Origin of the sequence: Clostridium lundense DSM 17049, from assembly GCF_000619945.1 — a bacterium.
In the GTDB taxonomy this organism is placed as follows: Bacteria; Bacillota; Clostridia; order Clostridiales; family Clostridiaceae; genus Clostridium_AO; species Clostridium_AO lundense.
On the sequence record NZ_JHVC01000012.1, the window covers coordinates 40,898 to 58,344 of the forward strand.

The following is a 17,447-nucleotide window of genomic DNA, read 5'->3' on the forward strand; positions in this document are numbered from 1 at the left end:
CACCTTCAATATGGTAACACTAAATACAAGTATTATTGGAGGTGTTTTTTGTGAGAAATTTTTTAATTTCATCAGCTGCAAACATCGTATTAATCTTTGCATCTTATTTTGTATTTAAAGGTATAATTAGTGGGCCTACAAGGCATAGGTTATACGAGAACTTTTTTGGCTCTTTTGCAAAATTTATAATATATCTTTTTATCATTACAGTACTAATAACTGGCTTAACGGCATTTGCACTATATAAAACTAGATTCATAGCATATGTGAACGTAGTTGCACCAGCCTTAGTATCTATATTAGTCGGGTTTGTAATGTCTACTGTGCCAACTAGAGGTAGTGGTGATAAAAACAACAATAAAAATAAGGGGTAACTACTTTTTGGTGATGCCCCTTTTTTATTTTATTAAATAAATTAAATTTGCTATTGATTTTTTTGGACAAATAATTTATAATTGTACTTGTTCTTCGGGGTGTGGCGCAGATGGGAGCGCGCGTGGTTTGGGACCATGAGGTCGCAGGTTCAATCCCTGTCACCCCGACCAAAAGCTACTATGTAAATAGTAGCTTTTTTTTATTATAAATTCCACTATTATTATCATTGTATTGAAGTTAATGGCAAAATTATGTATAATATTGGTAACGGGGTGTAGCGCAGATGGGAGCGCGCATGGTTCGGGACCATGAGGTCGCAGGTTCAATCCCTGTTACCCCGACCAAAATATTTGAATATTTTTTATAAATCTTCTACAAAATAAAGTGAATGGACTATACATTCACTTTATTTATTTTTATGATATAATAGCAATAATTATTAACTATAGATAAAAAAGGAGAGATTAATCATGAGGGATGATTATAGAAAAATCTTCAAAGATCTTGTAAAAGCTTATTATGAAGATAACTTTGATGCAAAGGTTAATGATTTATTTTCACATAAGGACTTTGATAAGGATAAACTTGCCTATGTTATCTCTTCCCTTTGTGGGGTTGATATTCAGTCAAGTGAAAACTTTGCAATTAATTTAAAAGAAGCCATAAAAAAATATACTCCAGATCACAAAGTAGTTAATAAGTTTAGTTGTTGTTCAGGGAGTTGTGTAGAAGAATCTGGTGAAACTCTCTGCCAAAAATCATGTCCAATAAACGCCATATTTAGAAACCCAAAGGATAACAATATATACATTAACAATGAATTATGTATGGATTGTGGTATGTGCCTTGAAAGCTGCCCTAATGGCGGCATACTAGATAAGGTTGAATTCTTACCTCTTTTGGATTTACTTAAAGGTAAATCTACAGTAGTTGCTGCTGTAGCTCCTGCAATAATTGGGCAATTTGGGCAAGATGTAACTATAAATCAACTAAGAACAGCTTTTAAGAAAATAGGTTTTTCTGACATGGTAGAAGTGGCATTTTTTGCTGATATGCTAACTCTGAAGGAAGCTGTTGAATATGATCACTTTGTAAAAAGTGAAGATGACTTTATGATAACTTCTTGTTGTTGTCCTATGTGGGTTGGAATGTTAAAAAAAGTCTATAATGACCTCATAAAACATGTATCTCCATCAATATCACCAATGATAGCTTCTGGAAGGGTATTAAAAACGCTTAATCCTGATTGTAAAGTTGTATTTGTAGGACCTTGTGTAGCAAAAAAAGGTGAAGCAAAAGAAAAAGATCTATTGGGAGATATAGATTTCGTTCTTACTTTTACAGAAATTAAAGACATATTTGATTCTTTGGGTATTTGTCCAGAAGAACTAGAAGAAGATTTATTTTCGGAATACGCTTCTAAAGGAGGAAGACTTTACGGTAGAACAGGCGGCGTTTCTATAGCAGTTAGCGAGGCTATTGAAAGGTTATTTCCAAACAAATATAAACTATTGAAAACTACTCAGGCCAACGGAGTTAAAGAATGTAAGGATATGCTGGAGAAAATTAAAAGTCGAGAAATCACTGCTAATTTTATAGAAGGTATGGGGTGTGTTGGTGGTTGCGTTGGTGGTCCTAAAGCTATCATAAAAAAAGAAATAGGTAAAGATGCTGTAGATAGTTTTGCTGATAAAGCACACATAAAAGTTGCTGTAGATAGTAACTGCATGAAGGATGTGCTATCCAATATTGGAATTAATTCTATAGAAGACTTTAAAAATAAAGATAAGATCAAAATATTCGAGAGAGAGTTTTAAAGCATTTCGATCAATTTTTTTAGAACAAAAGAAAAAGAGTACAGATACTAGAATTTCAATCTATAAATTGCAAACTAAATAACTTAGTAATTTAATTTAATATTTGCTATAATAAATTAATATTAAATTTAAGATTTTCTATGATGTTAAAAAAGAAAATCTTCCTTATCTGTACTCTAAAAGATTGATCACAATTTTTTTAAGAAAGGATTGTATAAATTTATGTTAAAAAATATAAAGGCAGCTATATTTGATATGGACGGAACTCTCATAGATTCAATGTGGGTTTGGAAAACTGTAGATGTGGAATACTTAAAGAAAAGGAATATTGAAGTTCCAAGTGATTTAAAAGAAAATATAGAACATCTAAGTTTTAGTGAAACAGCTAAATACTTTAAAGAAAGATTTAATTTAAGCGAAAGTATAGATGAAATCACAAACGAGTGGAATTACATAGCCTTAAGGGAATATAGTTCTAATGTAAAATTAAAATCTGGCGCTAAAAAATTCTTAGACTTACTTAAATCTAATGGAATAAAAATTGGACTTGCTACTAGCAATTGTAATATGTTATTAGAAGTAGCCTTAAAAAATAACAATATATATGATTATTTTGATTGTATTACTACTACTAACGAAGTTGACAGAGGCAAAAACTTTCCTGATGTATATTTGTTATGTGCAGAGAAATTAGAGGTGAATCCTAATGAATGCATTGTTTTTGAGGATATATTACCTGCAGTAGTTGGTGCAAAGGCAGCAGGTATGAAAGTTGTTGGAGTTCATGATTTATATTCCGACAGCCAAAAAGAAGATATTGAACGTTTAGCAGATATATATATTTTTAAATACGATGAATTAACCAAAGCAGTTTAATACCATAATTTTAGGGATTAATAAAGATAAAATCTTTATTAATCCCCTTTATTTGTGTAATTTTATATAAATCATGAATAAAATAGTAATAAATACTTTCTCGGAGGAGATTAGCTTGATAATATTTCTCATAATAATTCTTATATGTATTTCCCTATATGTTACTTATTACTTTAATAACAAATTATCTTTACAAAGAAGACAATTTGTTATTTTAAAAAAACAATACGATGAACTAAAATGTAAAGTTAATAAAACAAATAACCTATATAGTAACTTAAAGATAAAATATATAGTTCCCCAATATACTTCTGGATCAATTAAGTTTAAATGCAATTTATATTTATATCCATTGGATAATGCTATTACTATTTTAAACTTAGAAAAAGACATGTTTGTTCATGTACAAGATTGTGCAGAAATAAATGATAAACTATGGTTTGAAATTTCAATACCTTCTTTAGATAAAATAAATTCAAAAGGATGGATTGAAGGAAATAATATCCAATGGATCAGTAACGAGAATGACTCTACTAGCCCCTAATTTTATTTAATATAAATTGTATTATTAAATATTTAAATGTGGTATACTACATGATGAAAAAACTTAGGAGGTATTTTAATGACTTGTAAATTTTATTTATATAAAGGTATGGGAAGAAAATCAGAAGGTGGTCACCCTTGGATATATTCTACTGAAATAGAGGGCTACGATGGTGAATATACCAACGGAGATATAGTAGAAGTATATAATTTTAAAAACGATTTTATTGGTAAAGGATATATTAATGATGCCTCTAAAATTGCTATTCGTATAATGACTAGAAATATAGATGAGGAAATAGATGAAGAATTCTTTAGAAAGAGATTAAGAAATGCTTGGGAATATAGAGAAAAGATAATAGATACATCTAGCTGTAGATTTGTTTTTGGTGAAGCTGACTTTTTACCAGGTTTAATAATCGATAAATACGAAAATTATTATGTTATTCAATCTCTTGCTTTAGGTATTGATAAATATAAAGATATAATAGTTAAATTGCTAAAAGAAGAATATAACGCTAAAGGTATCTATGAAAGAAGTGACGTTCCTGTAAGAGAATTAGAAGGAATGGAACAAGTTAAAGGTTTCTTAACAGAGCCTTTTGACACCAAAGTACAAATAGTTGAAAATGGTGTTAAATACCATGTGGATATAGAAAACGGACAAAAAACTGGATTTTTCTTAGATCAAAAACAAAATAGAAACGCTATACACAAAATATGTAAAGATGCAGATGTTTTAGATTGCTTTACCCATACAGGATCCTTTGCATTAAATGCTGGTATTGCTGGGGCTAAAAGTGTATTAGGTCTTGATATTTCAGAACTAGCTGTAGAAGATGCTACGAAAAATGCTGAGTTAAATGGTCTTTCAGATGTTGTAAAATTTGAATGTCATAATGCCTTCGATGTACTTCATAAGTGGGATAGAGAAGGCAGAAAATTTGATGTAGTAATATTAGATCCACCAGCCTTTACTAAATCTAGATCTACAATAAATAATGCTGTCAGAGGTTATAAAGAGATCAATCTAAGAGGAATTAAGATGGTTAAACCCGGTGGTTACTTTGTTACTTGTTCTTGTTCTCACTTTATGAATCCTCAGCTTTTTAGAGATACCATTGCAGATGCTGCAAAGGATGCCAGACGACTTTTAAGACAGGTTGAATTTAGAACTCAATCTTCTGATCATCCTATACTATGGAATTCAGACGAGTCATATTATTTAAAATTCTATATATTCCAAGTGGTTTAAAAAAGTAATCTACATTTTTAAATTGATAGTTATTTGTACTTTTTTCTGTTAGAACTACAAAAAAATTTAAATTATAAAAAAATAAGGAAACCTTTGTTTTTAAACAAAGTTTCCTTATTTTTTTTATTTATTATTTAAAAATTTCTCTTTATTTTTCATTCTTATCTATTCACTTAAATTATTAAATAGCCTTATTGTTCCTTCTTTATACTCTGGAACTATATTTATTATATCCTTTTTACAGCAATATTTTAAATCATCATAAAGATTTAATTCTTCTATTCTTTTAAAATGAGATGCGGATTCTATAAACTTCAAGTCTGGTCCTTGAGTATATATATAATGAGCAGTTTTAGCTATATCACTCAGTTCCACCTTTTGCTTCTTTAATAAACAATCAATAATATATCCACTACATATAAAATCATCTATAGAAAACTCTCCATAAGTACCTGCATTTACTATTACTACGTCATTATTTAACTTTATCAATTTTTTTGCTACAGCTTTAGCATTAATTAATGCTCCTATAATTATATTTCTAGCACCTTCACTACCTTTTATAGCTCTAGTTCCATTGCTTGTTGTCATTACTAAAGATTTTTCTAGTACCACCTCAGGTGTATACTCTAATGGTGAATTTGAACAATGAAAGCCATCTATTTTTAAAGCCTTTCTTTCTCCACCCAGTATATATTTATCTTCATTATTGGCTATGGCTAATGCCTCTTCTATAGTTATAACAGGTATAACTTCATTACATCCATTATTCATAGCTGTTACTATTACAGATGTAGCTCTAAGCATATCAATTACTACTACAGATTTATCTATTACCTTTTCTTTTTTTATATCATCTGCTGATATTATTAAATCTATTTTCATAATTATTCCCCCATCTTAAATAGACTTTGTACTTTAATAATTATATTAACACTTTAAAAATTGTTATACAAACAAATACTGCTATCTGTTATTTATTTCTTTCCATACAAGAAATGCTATTATAAACACAGATGCGTCTTTAAAGTTTCTAATATCACATCCCGTTTCCTTATATATTTTATCTAGTCTATATATTAAAGTATTTCTATGAATAAATAATTTTTTTGCTGCATTGCTTATATTTAAATCACATTTAACAAACTCTTCTATAGTATTTATTATGTCCCCATCAAAATTATTAAATTTAGGACTAAATCTTCCCATTAAGTCATTTTTTACCTGTGGCTTTATATTATACACTATCTTTTCAAATAGTATTTTGTCATAATATAATATATCTCTCTTTAATGAAAACTTTTCACTTAAAAATAAACCTTCTTTTCCTTCACTATAGCACTTTCTCAAATCAAAAGTATTATTTATCTTTCCATTGACACTTACTATGCACTTGCAATATAGATCTGTCTCTATAGAATTTTTAATGCTCTTTGCATGTTCTATCGGCTCATCAAAGCATCCTACTATTACTATGTTATCTTCAAAAATTATACTTAATGCCTCCTCATTCAAATATAATTCCTTAATTATATTTAACGCTTCTATAGAGTTACCTTCAACTTTTACCAAAAAAATATTACTATCATTATATAAAAAAGGTATTTTCTCTTTTATTGTATCTTCTAATACTTCCTTGTTGTCCAACAAACTATATAAAATTTCTTCTTCAACAGAATTTAACTCCTTAAATTTACTTTCTAAAAAGAACTTCAAGAGAAGTGTACAATTTTCATATTTTACTGGCACATACATATTAGCTACTTTATTTCCTAGTTCTACTTGAAAGCATAAGTTTTCTTCATCTTCATTCTTTGATAAACTATTATATATACATTCTCCATTTTCCCATATTAGTTTAAAGTTAATTTTAGATTCTGCATTTAATCCCTGCAAATAATTTAAAAAATTGTACACTTCGCTAGCCCCCTATAGAATCGTAGATTCACTTTCCTTATCAAATATGTGTATTTTATTCCAATCCATTGCTATCTTCAGTCTATCTCCTGCTTTTGCTTTAGAATTTCCATTAACTCTTGCAGTTAAATTAATTTTATCCTTTGAAAGATATATATATGTTTCTGCTCCCATAAGTTCTGTTACTTCTACATCTGCTTCTAAAGAAGCCTCCTTATGTTGTTCTATAAACTCATCTTTATCATAGATATTTTCTGGTCTTATACCCATTATCACTTCTTTACCTAAATACCCTTTTTTCTTTACCATCTTAGCTTTTTCTTCAGGTAGTAATATGGAATCCTCTCCAAATACTATACATACCTTTCCACTTTCTTCTTGTAATTTTGAATCTATAAAATTCATTTGAGGGCTTCCTATAAATCCTGCTACAAACATGTTAGTTGGATGTTCATATATTTGTTGAGGTGTGTCTACCTGTTGTATTAGTCCATCTTTCATAACTACTATTCTTGTTCCCATGGTCATAGCTTCAGTTTGATCATGAGTTACATATATAAATGTGGTCTGCAATTTTTTGTGAAGTTTTGATATTTCTGTTCTCATTTGTACTCTAAGTTTTGCATCTAAGTTTGATAACGGCTCGTCCATCAAAAACACCTTTGGTTCTCTTACTATAGCCCTTCCTAATGCAACCCTTTGTCTTTGCCCTCCTGATAAAGCCTTAGGCTTCCTATCTAATAAATGATCTATATCAAGTATTTTCCCTGCTTCTTTAACTTTTTTATCTATTTCATCTTTAGATACTTTTCTTAACTTCAATCCAAATGCCATATTATCGTAAACAGTCATATGTGGATATAAAGCATAATTCTGAAAAACCATTGCTATATCCCTATCCTTTGGTGCTATATCATTTACAAGATTATCACCAATATATAATTCTCCATCGCTTATTTCCTCCAAGCCAGCTATCATTCTTAAGGTCGTAGATTTACCACAACCTGAAGGTCCAACAAAAATAATAAATTCTTTATCCTCTATATCCAAATTAAAATCCTTTACTGCTGTAACATTCCCAGAATATACTTTAGATATATGCTTTAATGATAAGCTTGCCATTTAACATTCCCCCTAATACAATATTTATACCAATATTGTATCATTTCCATAATCTTATTTCTATTTACATAGGTCACAATATTGTGTAAGATAATTTGTTCAATAATACAATCCTTGATATATGTTTTTCTCCTCTAATGTTTTATCTATGGAATTTAATATTTCCCACTTTTTTAAGCTCCACTTAGGTCCTATTAAAAGATTCCTTGGCGAATCTCCTGTAAGCCTGTGAACCACTATATCTTCCCTTAATAATCCTATGGCTTTACATATTATTTTTACATATTGATCTTCTTCTAAAAATTCAAACTTTCCTTCTTCATATAACTTGACTAGAGGTGTTCCCTTCATAAGATGTAACAAATGAAATTTTACCCCCTGTATATCATTAGCTGCCAAATATTTTATTGTATTAAACATATCCTCTTCCTTTTCTCCAGGCAACCCAAATATGCTATGTACTACTACATCTATATTTCTTTTTCTTAAATTCTTTAATGCTTCCTCGAAAATTTCTAGTTTATAACCTCTATTTATTATTCTAGCTGTTTTATCATTAACTGTTTGTAACCCTAGCTCTACCCACAAGTACGTTTTCTTGCTCAGCTCTTCTAAAAGATCCAACACTTCTTCTTCTAAGCAATCTGGCCTTGTCGCAATAGCTATTCCTACTACTCCCTCTTGACTTAGCGCTTCCTCATATTTTTCCCTTAATATATCTATTGGAGCATAAGTATTTGTATATGCTTGAAAATAAGCTATGTACTTTCCTTCCTTCCATTTCTTTTTCATAATAAATTTTATATCTTTAAATTGCTCAGTTATAGAATATTCCCTATCACCAGCAAAATCTCCAGACCCTCTCTCACTACAAAATACACATCCTCCACTACTTATTTTTCCATCCCTATTAGGACATGAAAACCCTGCATCTAATGATATTTTAAAAACCTTTGATCCATACTTTTCTCTTAAAAAGTAATTTAAACTATAGTATCTTTTATCTCCCCATTTTTTTATCATGTATCTAACTCCATTCCTTTATTTTAAAAATTAGAAATACCCATAAACATTATAGTCTACAGGTATTTCTCTTTCAACCTATGAAATATCTACATTTTCTTTACCTTAAATTCCTTTAAGTCCATTTGCCATCTACCTATATATTCTCCCACACTTTTATCTGATGCAGATTTAGGAATCACTTCAAAATTTAAAATTTCCTTATCAAATGAAGAAAACACTACATCTACTTTTCCTATTGGGAACTTTTTATCGAACTCATAAGGAATAATATCCCCACCTTCTGAGTTATAAAGTCTAATACACTTACCTTCACCTTCTTTTGTGTATTGAATTAATACAAACTTTTCATCTGATGAAAAAACCATATATTCAATTTTAGAGTTTTTTAATAAGTCCAACTGAGTAAATTCTTTGCCTACAGGCTTCTCTTTCAGCACTCCACTTGGTGCACCACCTTCTGCTCCTCCTCCAGCTGCTCCTCCTCCCCCAGCTCCTTCTTCTTGTGACCCTCCACTTTTTCCTCCTCCTTGAACTGCCATGCTTTCATCAATCTTCACAATTCCTGCAAAAGCATCCTTACTATGAGTACTTATTGCCATAGTATATCCACCATATGAAAAAATCATTGGACCATACTTTTCCTTAGGAACTATCATTTTATTTGTTTTTGTCTTATCATCTTTAGAAAAAGCATAACTTGGAATTCCACTTGGATCTATAAGCAAATTTGTATCTACATTATTCTTGCTCCTTATCCTTAACTTATTATTTTTTACAAATGACTCTTTATCAACAATAACATTCACATCATTTATTTTATAATCTGTATCTTCTTTTATAACCTTTATTGTATATTCTTCTAACGAAGCATATGCTTCCTTCGTATTCATTCTAGCTACCTTTACTTTAAAAAGGCCTGATTTACCAATCTCATTTATTTCTTGAATATTAAATCCTTTTATCTTTAAAGGTTGATTTTTTATATTAGGTGCATCTTTTACTATTTCCTTTGAATAAAATCTTGCTGCATTTTCATAGTCTTCTTTTATTAAATAGTTCATATATCCATTTATTATATTTTCTGCTGCCTTTATATCAAAACTTTTTTCTGTTTTCTTTTCTTCACTTTGTTTTTTATTTTCCGTTTTGCATGCAGCAAAATTTATTACTAATAATAATGATATAATATATAGCAAAAATTTCTTTCCTCTCATCTTTAACTCCTCCATTCTATATTTAAATATAGTTTGTCACAAAAATAAATTTTTAATTTGTAAAATCATTATTTCTTAAATTCTTTATATATTTATAAAGAATAGCTTTTTATTAAGATTGAGAGGAGAATTATTTTGTTAAAGAAAATAGGATTAACTTTCCAAATTGCAGCGGTTTTTATTGGTACAATTGTAGGAGCTGGACTAGCTTCTGGACAAGAAATCACTCAATTTTTTACAACATATGGATACAAAAGCTTCCTAGGCATAATAATTTGCTGTATTCTTTATATAGTAACAGGATACATAGTTGCTCATTTAAGTATAAAATACAAACTAAATTCCTATAATGATCTTATTGCTCTTGTTAGTCCTGGCTTTCTAGGAAAAGTTACTGACATAGTAACAGGAATGTTTTTGATAAGTAGCTCTGCCATAATTTTAGCTGGAAGTGGTGCTCTAATTCATCAATACTTTAGATTAAATAAGTGGATAGGTATATTTGTAATGAGTACTATATCACTTATAGTTCTTTTTAGAGATACAAAAGGTCTTATAGAAATTAATTCTGTTATAGTTCCTACATTAACTATAGTTATTGTTACTTTATTTATCTTGTATATATTTTTTTATGAAAATATGAGCTTTGCCTATGTAAAAACTGTTCCCTATCATAAAAATCATTGGGTTTTTTCTAGTTTTTTATATTCCAGTTTTAACATTCTTTCTTCTACTGGCGTTATAGTTCCTTTAACTAAAGAAATCCCTAACAAAAAATATATTTTTACTGGAATAACATTAGGTTCTATAGGACTAACCATATTATCACTTATAATAAATCTACTATTACTTCTAAACATTCCCTATATTTTTGAATATGAAATACCTTTACTATATGTAGCAAACAGATTTGGAAGATTAATTCAAATTATGCTATTAGTTATAATTTGGCTTGAAATGTTCTCCACAGAGGTTTCTGATATATTTAGTGTAAGTAAAACCTTAGAGCAAACTTTTAAAATATCTTACAAAGTGGGCTGTATTTTAATACTTGCTATAGCAATTCCTATATCTCAAGTAGGTTTTGTAAATCTAATTACATTTTTATACCCTGCTTTTGGATTGATAAGTTTTATTTTTATAATACAATGTATTATATTTTATATCAAAGATAGATAATCATTATTTTAATTTCATTGAGAAAGAACCTATATAGTTGTATAATTATTTTTTAGAGTTAGGCATATGGAATAAAATAATGATTGGAATTTAATAAAAATTTTTTTGACCATGTTTTGGCCAATTATCCTTTAAACAAATGAGGTGTTATTTTGCTAAATATTCTATCCAAATGTAAGTTATGTCCTAGAAGCTGTGGGGTAGATAGACTAAATGGAGAATTAGGTTTTTGTAAAAGTGGAAAAAGTATAAAAGTAGCTAGAGCTTCATTGCACTACTGGGAAGAGCCTTGTATTTCTGGAACTAATGGTTCAGGAACTGTATTCTTCTCAAATTGTAATTTAAGTTGTGTTTTCTGCCAAAATCATCAGATAAGTCAAGAAGATATTGGTAAAGAAGTCTCTATAGAGAGATTATCTGAAATTTTCTTAGAACAACAAAAACGAGGAGCTCATAATATAAATTTAGTTACACCCTCTCATTATGTACCTCAAATTATAGGAGCACTAAAAATAGCTAAAGATAATGGATTAACTTTACCAATAGTATATAATACAAATAGTTATGAAAATATTGATACTATCAGATTATTAGAAGGATATGTAGATATCTATCTACCTGATCTTAAATATTATAATAATAAATATGCTGAAAAATATTCAGGGGCAAGAAATTATTTTAAATATGCCTCAGATGCCATAAAAGAGATGGTTTGTCAGGTAGGTCCTTGCAAATTCGACAGCAATGGTATGATGAAAAAAGGAGTAATAATTAGACATATGATGCTTCCTGGGTTACTATTTGATTCAAAAAAAGTAGTTGATTATATTTATACTACCTTTGGAAATACTGTATATGTAAGTATTATGAATCAGTATACTCCTTTAAATAAAGCAACCAACTTTCCGGAGATAAACAAACCTGTAAATCCAAAACATTACGAGGCCTTTATTGACTATTGTTTATCTATTGGAATTAAAAATGGCTTCATACAGGAAGATGGTACAGTCAAAGAGAGTTTTATACCTAAATTCAATTTAAATGGAATTTAAATAAAAGGGCTTTAAAAAAGCCCTTTTATCATGTAGACATTAAATTTTATACTTACCTAATTCATTTTTAAATGATTCAGTTATTTTCTTGAATTCATTTATGTTAACCATTAACTTCTTTATTTCATTGGTGTAATTTGAAACATTAGCACTTACTTCTTCTGAAGAAGCTGAATTTTCTTCTGCAATTGCTGCTAAGGATTCTATATTTCCAAATATACTTGATATAGAGTCTGCCTCCTTATTTAAATCATTTATTGTAACAATCATTGAAGCAGCAACAGCTTGTACCGAAGTGGTGGCCTCGTAACTTATATCTCTAACATTTTCAAGACTCTTAGTTTCATTTTCTAATACGTCATACTGGGCATCTATTCTATTTGATAATATTTTTGTTTCTTCTGCAAAAGTTATTAAGTTTGAATTAATTTCTTCTACAGCATTTTTAGTTTGTTCTGCGAGTTTTCTTACTTCTTCTGCAACTACAGCAAACCCTTTGCCTTGTTCTCCAGCACGTGCTGCTTCTATAGAAGCATTTAATGCTAAAAGATTTGTTTGTTCTGAAATCTGGGACACTATGGAAACTATGTTAGTTATATCTTTAGCCTTATTTTGCAAATCTAAGCCCTTATCTCTTACTTCCTGGAATTTTACAAGAGTGTCCATTATATTTTTACTAGTATCTTTAACATATTGATAACTATTATTTATTTTATTTAATGCCTCTTCTAACTCCGCTTTATTACTATTTTCACTATTAACTATATTCTTTAAGTTTTCTATATTGTTATTCAAAACAGAAACTGCATGTTCTGTATTCTCTGCTTGATTAACTGCACAATTTGCTACCTGTTCTACTACTCCAGATATTTCTTCTGATGTATGATTCATTGATGCCGATATTACATTTAAATTATCCGCAAATGTGTTCATTTCATCAGTTACACCCTTAAATCCAACAAAATCTGTTTTAATAATATCCTTATGACTTTTTACTAATTTAAATATTTCCTCAAAAAAATCTCCAGTTACAATTTCTCCATCTTCTTGGTATTTATTTTCTAGAATTCTTTCTAGTTCAGTTTTTATATATTCATTTGGCCTCATTAATAAAGAACTTGATATATATGCTACTAATGCTGTTACCAAAGAAGATGCAATTGCTTTAATAATATCATCCAATCCCATAATGCTAATATTAAAAATAGATGATATTAAAAAAGTAAGTACAGCTATTTTTCCACCTACACTTTTTATGAATCCCAAAGACATTATCTTATTGAATTTAAATACTTTTTTAAAATATATATTTTCTTGAAATTTTAGTTTTAACTTAAGGGAATTTCCTGTTCTCTCCACTTCCTCTAAATCTATATTTTCTTTAAAGTAATTTATACTACCATCCAATAAACCTAGAAAATAGTCAAACATTCCCCTGTCAGATTTATAAGAAAAAATAGCTTCTCTATTAGATATTGGTTCAATTGTTACCAAAGGAGGCTTAGCTCCTGGAAATTTTTTAGTCATAACTACATGTACATCAAACATTGATTTTAAAAAAGAATATAAATTTTCATGTTCAAAGAAAGCAGGGAAATCTCTATGGAAAGCAGTTATATTATCCTTTCCTATTTCTCTCCAAAGATTTTTTATATCTATATTCTTTTGTTTTGCTATATATCCCATTACTTCTTTTACACTTTTATCATCTACATTTTCTATAGGAGTAAATATCCTATTTCTATCCCATCCTATAGATTCCATAGCCTTACTTACTGTGTCATCATCATAAAGCTTTCTACATGTTCTTAGCCATGTAGAAACTACTGTTCCCTTCATCATCTTTCCTCCTTTAATAATACATTTTTATTATAATTTAGATTATTTTTTATATTGTGGAGTATTTAAGTACATTTTGATTATACCTCATTATATGTGTTTTTTAAAATATAAAATGTTATAATTTAAACAAGTGTTAAATATTGTTAAATTAAAGATATAATAAAATAAGGGGGATATATCTATGAAAAAATTTTATACCATAGTATTTTTTCTTACCTTACTACTACTATTTATACTATTTGTACCTACAACAAAAGAACATGCAGTAATATGCGAGAGTTCTTCCGATTATTCAAAAGTATATTTAGGAGATAAATTATATAAAATTAAACTTCAAAAACAATATCCTATTGGTACAATTATCGATTATAAATATAATTTTTTTAGGATATTAAAAGTAACAGAGGTCTCTCCTTTAAAAGAAAGAATTATGATAAAGAATAGAGATTTTTACGATTTGGAAAAACTAGGGCAACTAAAATTATCAAAGCATCCATATTACTATTATTTAGATAAAAATAATAGACTTACAACTTGCACAGATAAGAAATTAATAGTAGGTCAAAATAATATAAAAAGTTATACAGATAAAAAAAATAATTTAAAAACTTTTATAATTACTCCTGTAGATTTTTCATATATGAGAGTAGGAATCTCTAATAATAACTTTAATTCTCTTTATCATGATGATATAGAAATAACTTGTATGGAAGACTCCTTACTTTATAACTTTAGAGAGAACTTTTCTTTAAAATTACCTAAAAGCTCTAAAGTTAATTTAAAAAAGACTGATGATGAAATTATATTTACTGTTCATAATGAAAAGAAAGTTTTAAAATCTAGATCTTATCTAAAAGGTAATAATCTTAAGATAGATAGCTTAAAAAGAGGCAATCCTCACTTTATACCTTGTTACTCTGGAATTATAGAATTTACATCATCTAAAGATGGAATTTTAATGACTAATGAAGTTAACATTGAAGATTATTTATGCAAAGTTGTTCCTTCTGAGATGCCTTCTTCTGGAGGCATTGAATCTCTCAAATGTCAAGCTATCGCTGCTAGAACATATGCCATATCTGATATGCTTCAAAATAGATTTTCTAACTTAGGATTTTATGTTGATGATAGCACACAAAGTCAAGTTTATAATAACATAGAAACTAATACACTAGCTAATGACGCAGTAAGGACTACTTCTGGGCTTATAATGACTTATAATAACACCCCAATTGATGCAAAATACTATTCATCTTCTAGTGGCATGGCTACTGCCTATGAGGACGTTTGGTTTAATTCTGATGGTACTAGTGAAAACAAAAAATATTATTTTAATGGAAGTTATGTTTATGGAGAAAATAAAATTCCTGCATCCGAAGCTGACTGGTTAAATTTCTATAAAAACAAAGATTTAAAAACAATAGATAGTGACTCACCTTATTTTAGATGGTATGCTTATTTCCCTAAAAAGAACTTGGAAAAAAGCTTAAATAAGTCCTTAAAAATGATATTTAATAAAAGAAAAGATTTTATTGAAGTAATTCAAAATAATAAAAAAATAGATAATGTACCTGAACTAAGTAATTTAAAAAACATATCTATTGCAGAAAGAAGTAAATTTGGTAATATAATTTGTATATCCTTTGAATTTTCCAATGCTACAGTAAATGTAAAGGGAGATCTTAACATAAGAAATGCTATAAGATGTAACAAAGATTTCTCTGGAGAAACAATTCCAATAGTAAGGCACAAAAAAGATCCCCTATTGAATAACAACTTTCTTCCCTCATCATTTTTTTCTGTAGACAAGGTTAAGGATGGCTTTAAAATATACGGTGGAGGATATGGCCATGGTGTTGGTATGAGCCAGTTTGGGGCCATAGAACTTTCAAAAAACAGTAAAAAATACAACGAAATATTGAATAAGTTTTATAAAGACGTAAGTATAGATAAAATATATTAATCATAAAGCCATGATTTTTTAAGCATCATGGCTTTTCAGTTATTGTTTCATGTCTATAAAATTATTTCAAGTTTATCAAGTCTCGCTATAACTTTCATATCCCTTAGCTCAATAGTTTCTGCTCTTACACTGTTAGGGTTGCTTATAAGAAGTACCTTATTACTATCTAACTTCTTCACCTGTCTAATCTTTCTTTCATTACCATACTCAATTAAACATATAGAGTTGTTTTCAACTTCATGAATTATATGAGCAAAAGCTAAATCACCTTTAGTTATTCTAAACCCTATCATATCATCATCCTGTATTTCTACATAGAACACTTTATCTTGAGCATATCCTTCAATCTTATTTCCTACTAATGGAAGCTGCTTTGAGCCTACAGCTTTATTTAAATCATATTTATAAATAGGAACATTTTTAAGAACTGATCCAAAAGCCTCATTCCATACTTCACTTACTTTTTCCTTCTTAGGTTCATAGCTAAACTTATTTTCCTTTTCCTCTTTGTAAGCTTGTTCTTCAAATGATAAAGTAAGATCATTTAAATCTTTTCCTAAAACTTTTCCTATTCTATCAATTAAATTTTGATTTATAACTTTTCTTCCTAATTCTACTTCATTTATAAAACTTTCTGAGACCCCTAACTTTTTACCTAATTGCTTCTGGGATAGTCCCCCTTCCATTCTTAGTACTTTTATTTTTTCTCCTAATCTACTCATCTTATTCACCTCTTAGATATTTTATATTACTTATTTCATCTTCTGACTTTTAAACCATTCTCTTTCTTCCATTAAGTGCTCTATTAAGCTCTTAAATGTCCATTCTATTGATGTAGGTGTAACTACAGCAAGTATAGGGGATTCTTTTAAATTTTTTCTGAGTATGGTTATTGATTTATCTAGATTTTTGTCAGTAAAATTATTAAATAATATTACCTTATCTTCTGGTATATCCATATTATTAAATACCCTTAGATTTAGACCATTTAAAATATCCCGTATAGTCATATTAGCCATGCTTTTTTCTAATAAAATATACCTAGGAAGATTATTAGCTTTGGTTAATTTATCTATTTTATCTATATCTTTTTTAGAAAACCCATATATCAACATTACCTCGTTATTTTCCAATATAGAATCACACCCTTTCCTTTCATTTATTACCGCCTACCATACTAATTATACAGCATTTTTCAATTAATATAAAAATATATTTCATTTGCAATTTATATTTTAAAACCTTTCATTTTCTTATTGACAATGA

The 17,447-nt window shown here is 28.7% G+C and carries 16 protein-coding genes and 2 tRNA genes; 10 read left to right on the plus strand and 8 right to left on the minus strand.

All coding sequences use genetic code 11. From position 1 onward, the window contains the following. Nucleotides 1-50 precede the first annotated feature (50 nt). The 7 genes from T514_RS0114210 to T514_RS0114240 all read left to right on the plus strand — a co-directional run bounded on the left by T514_RS0114210 (nt 51) and on the right by T514_RS0114240 (nt 4,866). On the plus strand, nt 51-374 hold the full coding sequence (locus T514_RS0114210; RefSeq protein WP_027625394.1) for a hypothetical protein: 324 nt from the start codon (nt 51-53) through the stop codon (nt 372-374). Nucleotides 375-469: 95 nt separating this feature from the next. Continuing rightward, nucleotides 470-545: transfer RNA gene (locus T514_RS0114215), tRNA-Pro, on the plus strand. 98 nt (nt 546-643) lie between these two features. Beyond that, nucleotides 644-719: transfer RNA gene (locus T514_RS0114220), tRNA-Pro, on the plus strand. 126 nt (nt 720-845) lie between these two features. Next, complete coding sequence (locus tag T514_RS0114225; RefSeq protein ID WP_027625395.1) at nt 846-2,192, plus strand: [Fe-Fe] hydrogenase large subunit C-terminal domain-containing protein; 1,347 nt, start codon at nt 846-848, stop codon at nt 2,190-2,192. A 222-nt stretch (nt 2,193-2,414) separates the two neighbouring features. Then, entirely contained in the window at nt 2,415-3,068 is a 654-nt protein-coding gene (locus T514_RS0114230) for an HAD family hydrolase (RefSeq protein ID WP_027625396.1), read from the plus strand. A gap of 115 nt (nt 3,069-3,183) precedes the next feature. Then, nucleotides 3,184-3,612 (plus strand): hypothetical protein, encoded by a 429-nt coding sequence (locus T514_RS0114235; protein WP_027625397.1) that lies wholly within the window; start codon nt 3,184-3,186, stop codon nt 3,610-3,612. A 78-nt stretch (nt 3,613-3,690) separates the two neighbouring features. Further along, a complete protein-coding gene (locus T514_RS0114240; protein WP_027625398.1) occupies nt 3,691-4,866 on the plus strand; it encodes a class I SAM-dependent rRNA methyltransferase in 1,176 nt (391 codons plus the stop codon). A gap of 165 nt (nt 4,867-5,031) precedes the next feature. Here T514_RS0114240 and T514_RS0114245 read toward each other — a convergent pair whose 3' ends face one another. From T514_RS0114245 to T514_RS0114265, 5 genes are all read right to left on the minus strand, one after another. Then, complete coding sequence (locus T514_RS0114245; protein ID WP_027625399.1) at nt 5,032-5,751, minus strand: 2-phosphosulfolactate phosphatase family protein; 720 nt, start codon at nt 5,749-5,751, stop codon at nt 5,032-5,034. A gap of 81 nt (nt 5,752-5,832) precedes the next feature. Beyond that, nucleotides 5,833-6,783, minus strand: a complete 951-nt coding sequence (locus T514_RS0114250; RefSeq protein WP_027625400.1) for a PucR family transcriptional regulator — start codon at nt 6,781-6,783, stop codon at nt 5,833-5,835. Nucleotides 6,784-6,795: 12 nt separating this feature from the next. Beyond that, nucleotides 6,796-7,905, minus strand: coding sequence for an ABC transporter ATP-binding protein (locus T514_RS0114255; RefSeq protein ID WP_027625401.1), 1,110 nt, complete (start codon nt 7,903-7,905; stop codon nt 6,796-6,798). Nucleotides 7,906-8,004: 99 nt separating this feature from the next. After that, nucleotides 8,005-8,928, minus strand: a complete 924-nt coding sequence (gene mnmL, locus T514_RS0114260) for a tRNA modification radical SAM protein MnmL/YtqA (protein ID WP_027625402.1) — start codon at nt 8,926-8,928, stop codon at nt 8,005-8,007. Between the two features lie 89 nt (nt 8,929-9,017). Continuing rightward, a complete protein-coding gene (locus T514_RS0114265) occupies nt 9,018-10,145 on the minus strand; it encodes a hypothetical protein (RefSeq protein ID WP_027625403.1) in 1,128 nt (375 codons plus the stop codon). Between the two features lie 132 nt (nt 10,146-10,277). Between T514_RS0114265 and T514_RS0114270 the strand changes: the two genes are divergently transcribed. Then, the gene (locus T514_RS0114270; protein WP_423219360.1) at nt 10,278-11,324 is read left to right on the plus strand and encodes a YkvI family membrane protein; all 1,047 of its coding nucleotides are present in this window, start codon (nt 10,278-10,280) and stop codon (nt 11,322-11,324) included. Between the two features lie 161 nt (nt 11,325-11,485). Then, complete coding sequence (locus tag T514_RS0114275; RefSeq protein ID WP_034869254.1) at nt 11,486-12,376, plus strand: radical SAM protein; 891 nt, start codon at nt 11,486-11,488, stop codon at nt 12,374-12,376. 39 nt (nt 12,377-12,415) lie between these two features. Here the strand turns inward: T514_RS0114275 and T514_RS0114280 are convergent, their stop codons facing one another. After that, entirely contained in the window at nt 12,416-14,215 is a 1,800-nt protein-coding gene (locus T514_RS0114280) for a heme NO-binding domain-containing protein (protein ID WP_027625406.1), read from the minus strand. A 184-nt stretch (nt 14,216-14,399) separates the two neighbouring features. Here T514_RS0114280 and T514_RS0114285 point away from each other — a divergent pair, with 184 nt between their 5' ends. Further along, on the plus strand, nt 14,400-16,181 hold the full coding sequence (locus T514_RS0114285; protein WP_027625407.1) for a SpoIID/LytB domain-containing protein: 1,782 nt from the start codon (nt 14,400-14,402) through the stop codon (nt 16,179-16,181). 53 nt (nt 16,182-16,234) lie between these two features. On the opposite strand, the gene T514_RS0114290 is transcribed toward T514_RS0114285, so the two are convergent. Both T514_RS0114290 and T514_RS0114295 read right to left on the minus strand, forming a co-directional pair. After that, a complete protein-coding gene (locus T514_RS0114290) occupies nt 16,235-16,903 on the minus strand; it encodes a helix-turn-helix transcriptional regulator (RefSeq protein WP_027625408.1) in 669 nt (222 codons plus the stop codon). A gap of 30 nt (nt 16,904-16,933) precedes the next feature. Next, the gene (locus tag T514_RS0114295) at nt 16,934-17,314 is read right to left on the minus strand and encodes a DUF3783 domain-containing protein (protein WP_027625409.1); all 381 of its coding nucleotides are present in this window, start codon (nt 17,312-17,314) and stop codon (nt 16,934-16,936) included. Nucleotides 17,315-17,447: the final 133 nt, after the last annotated feature.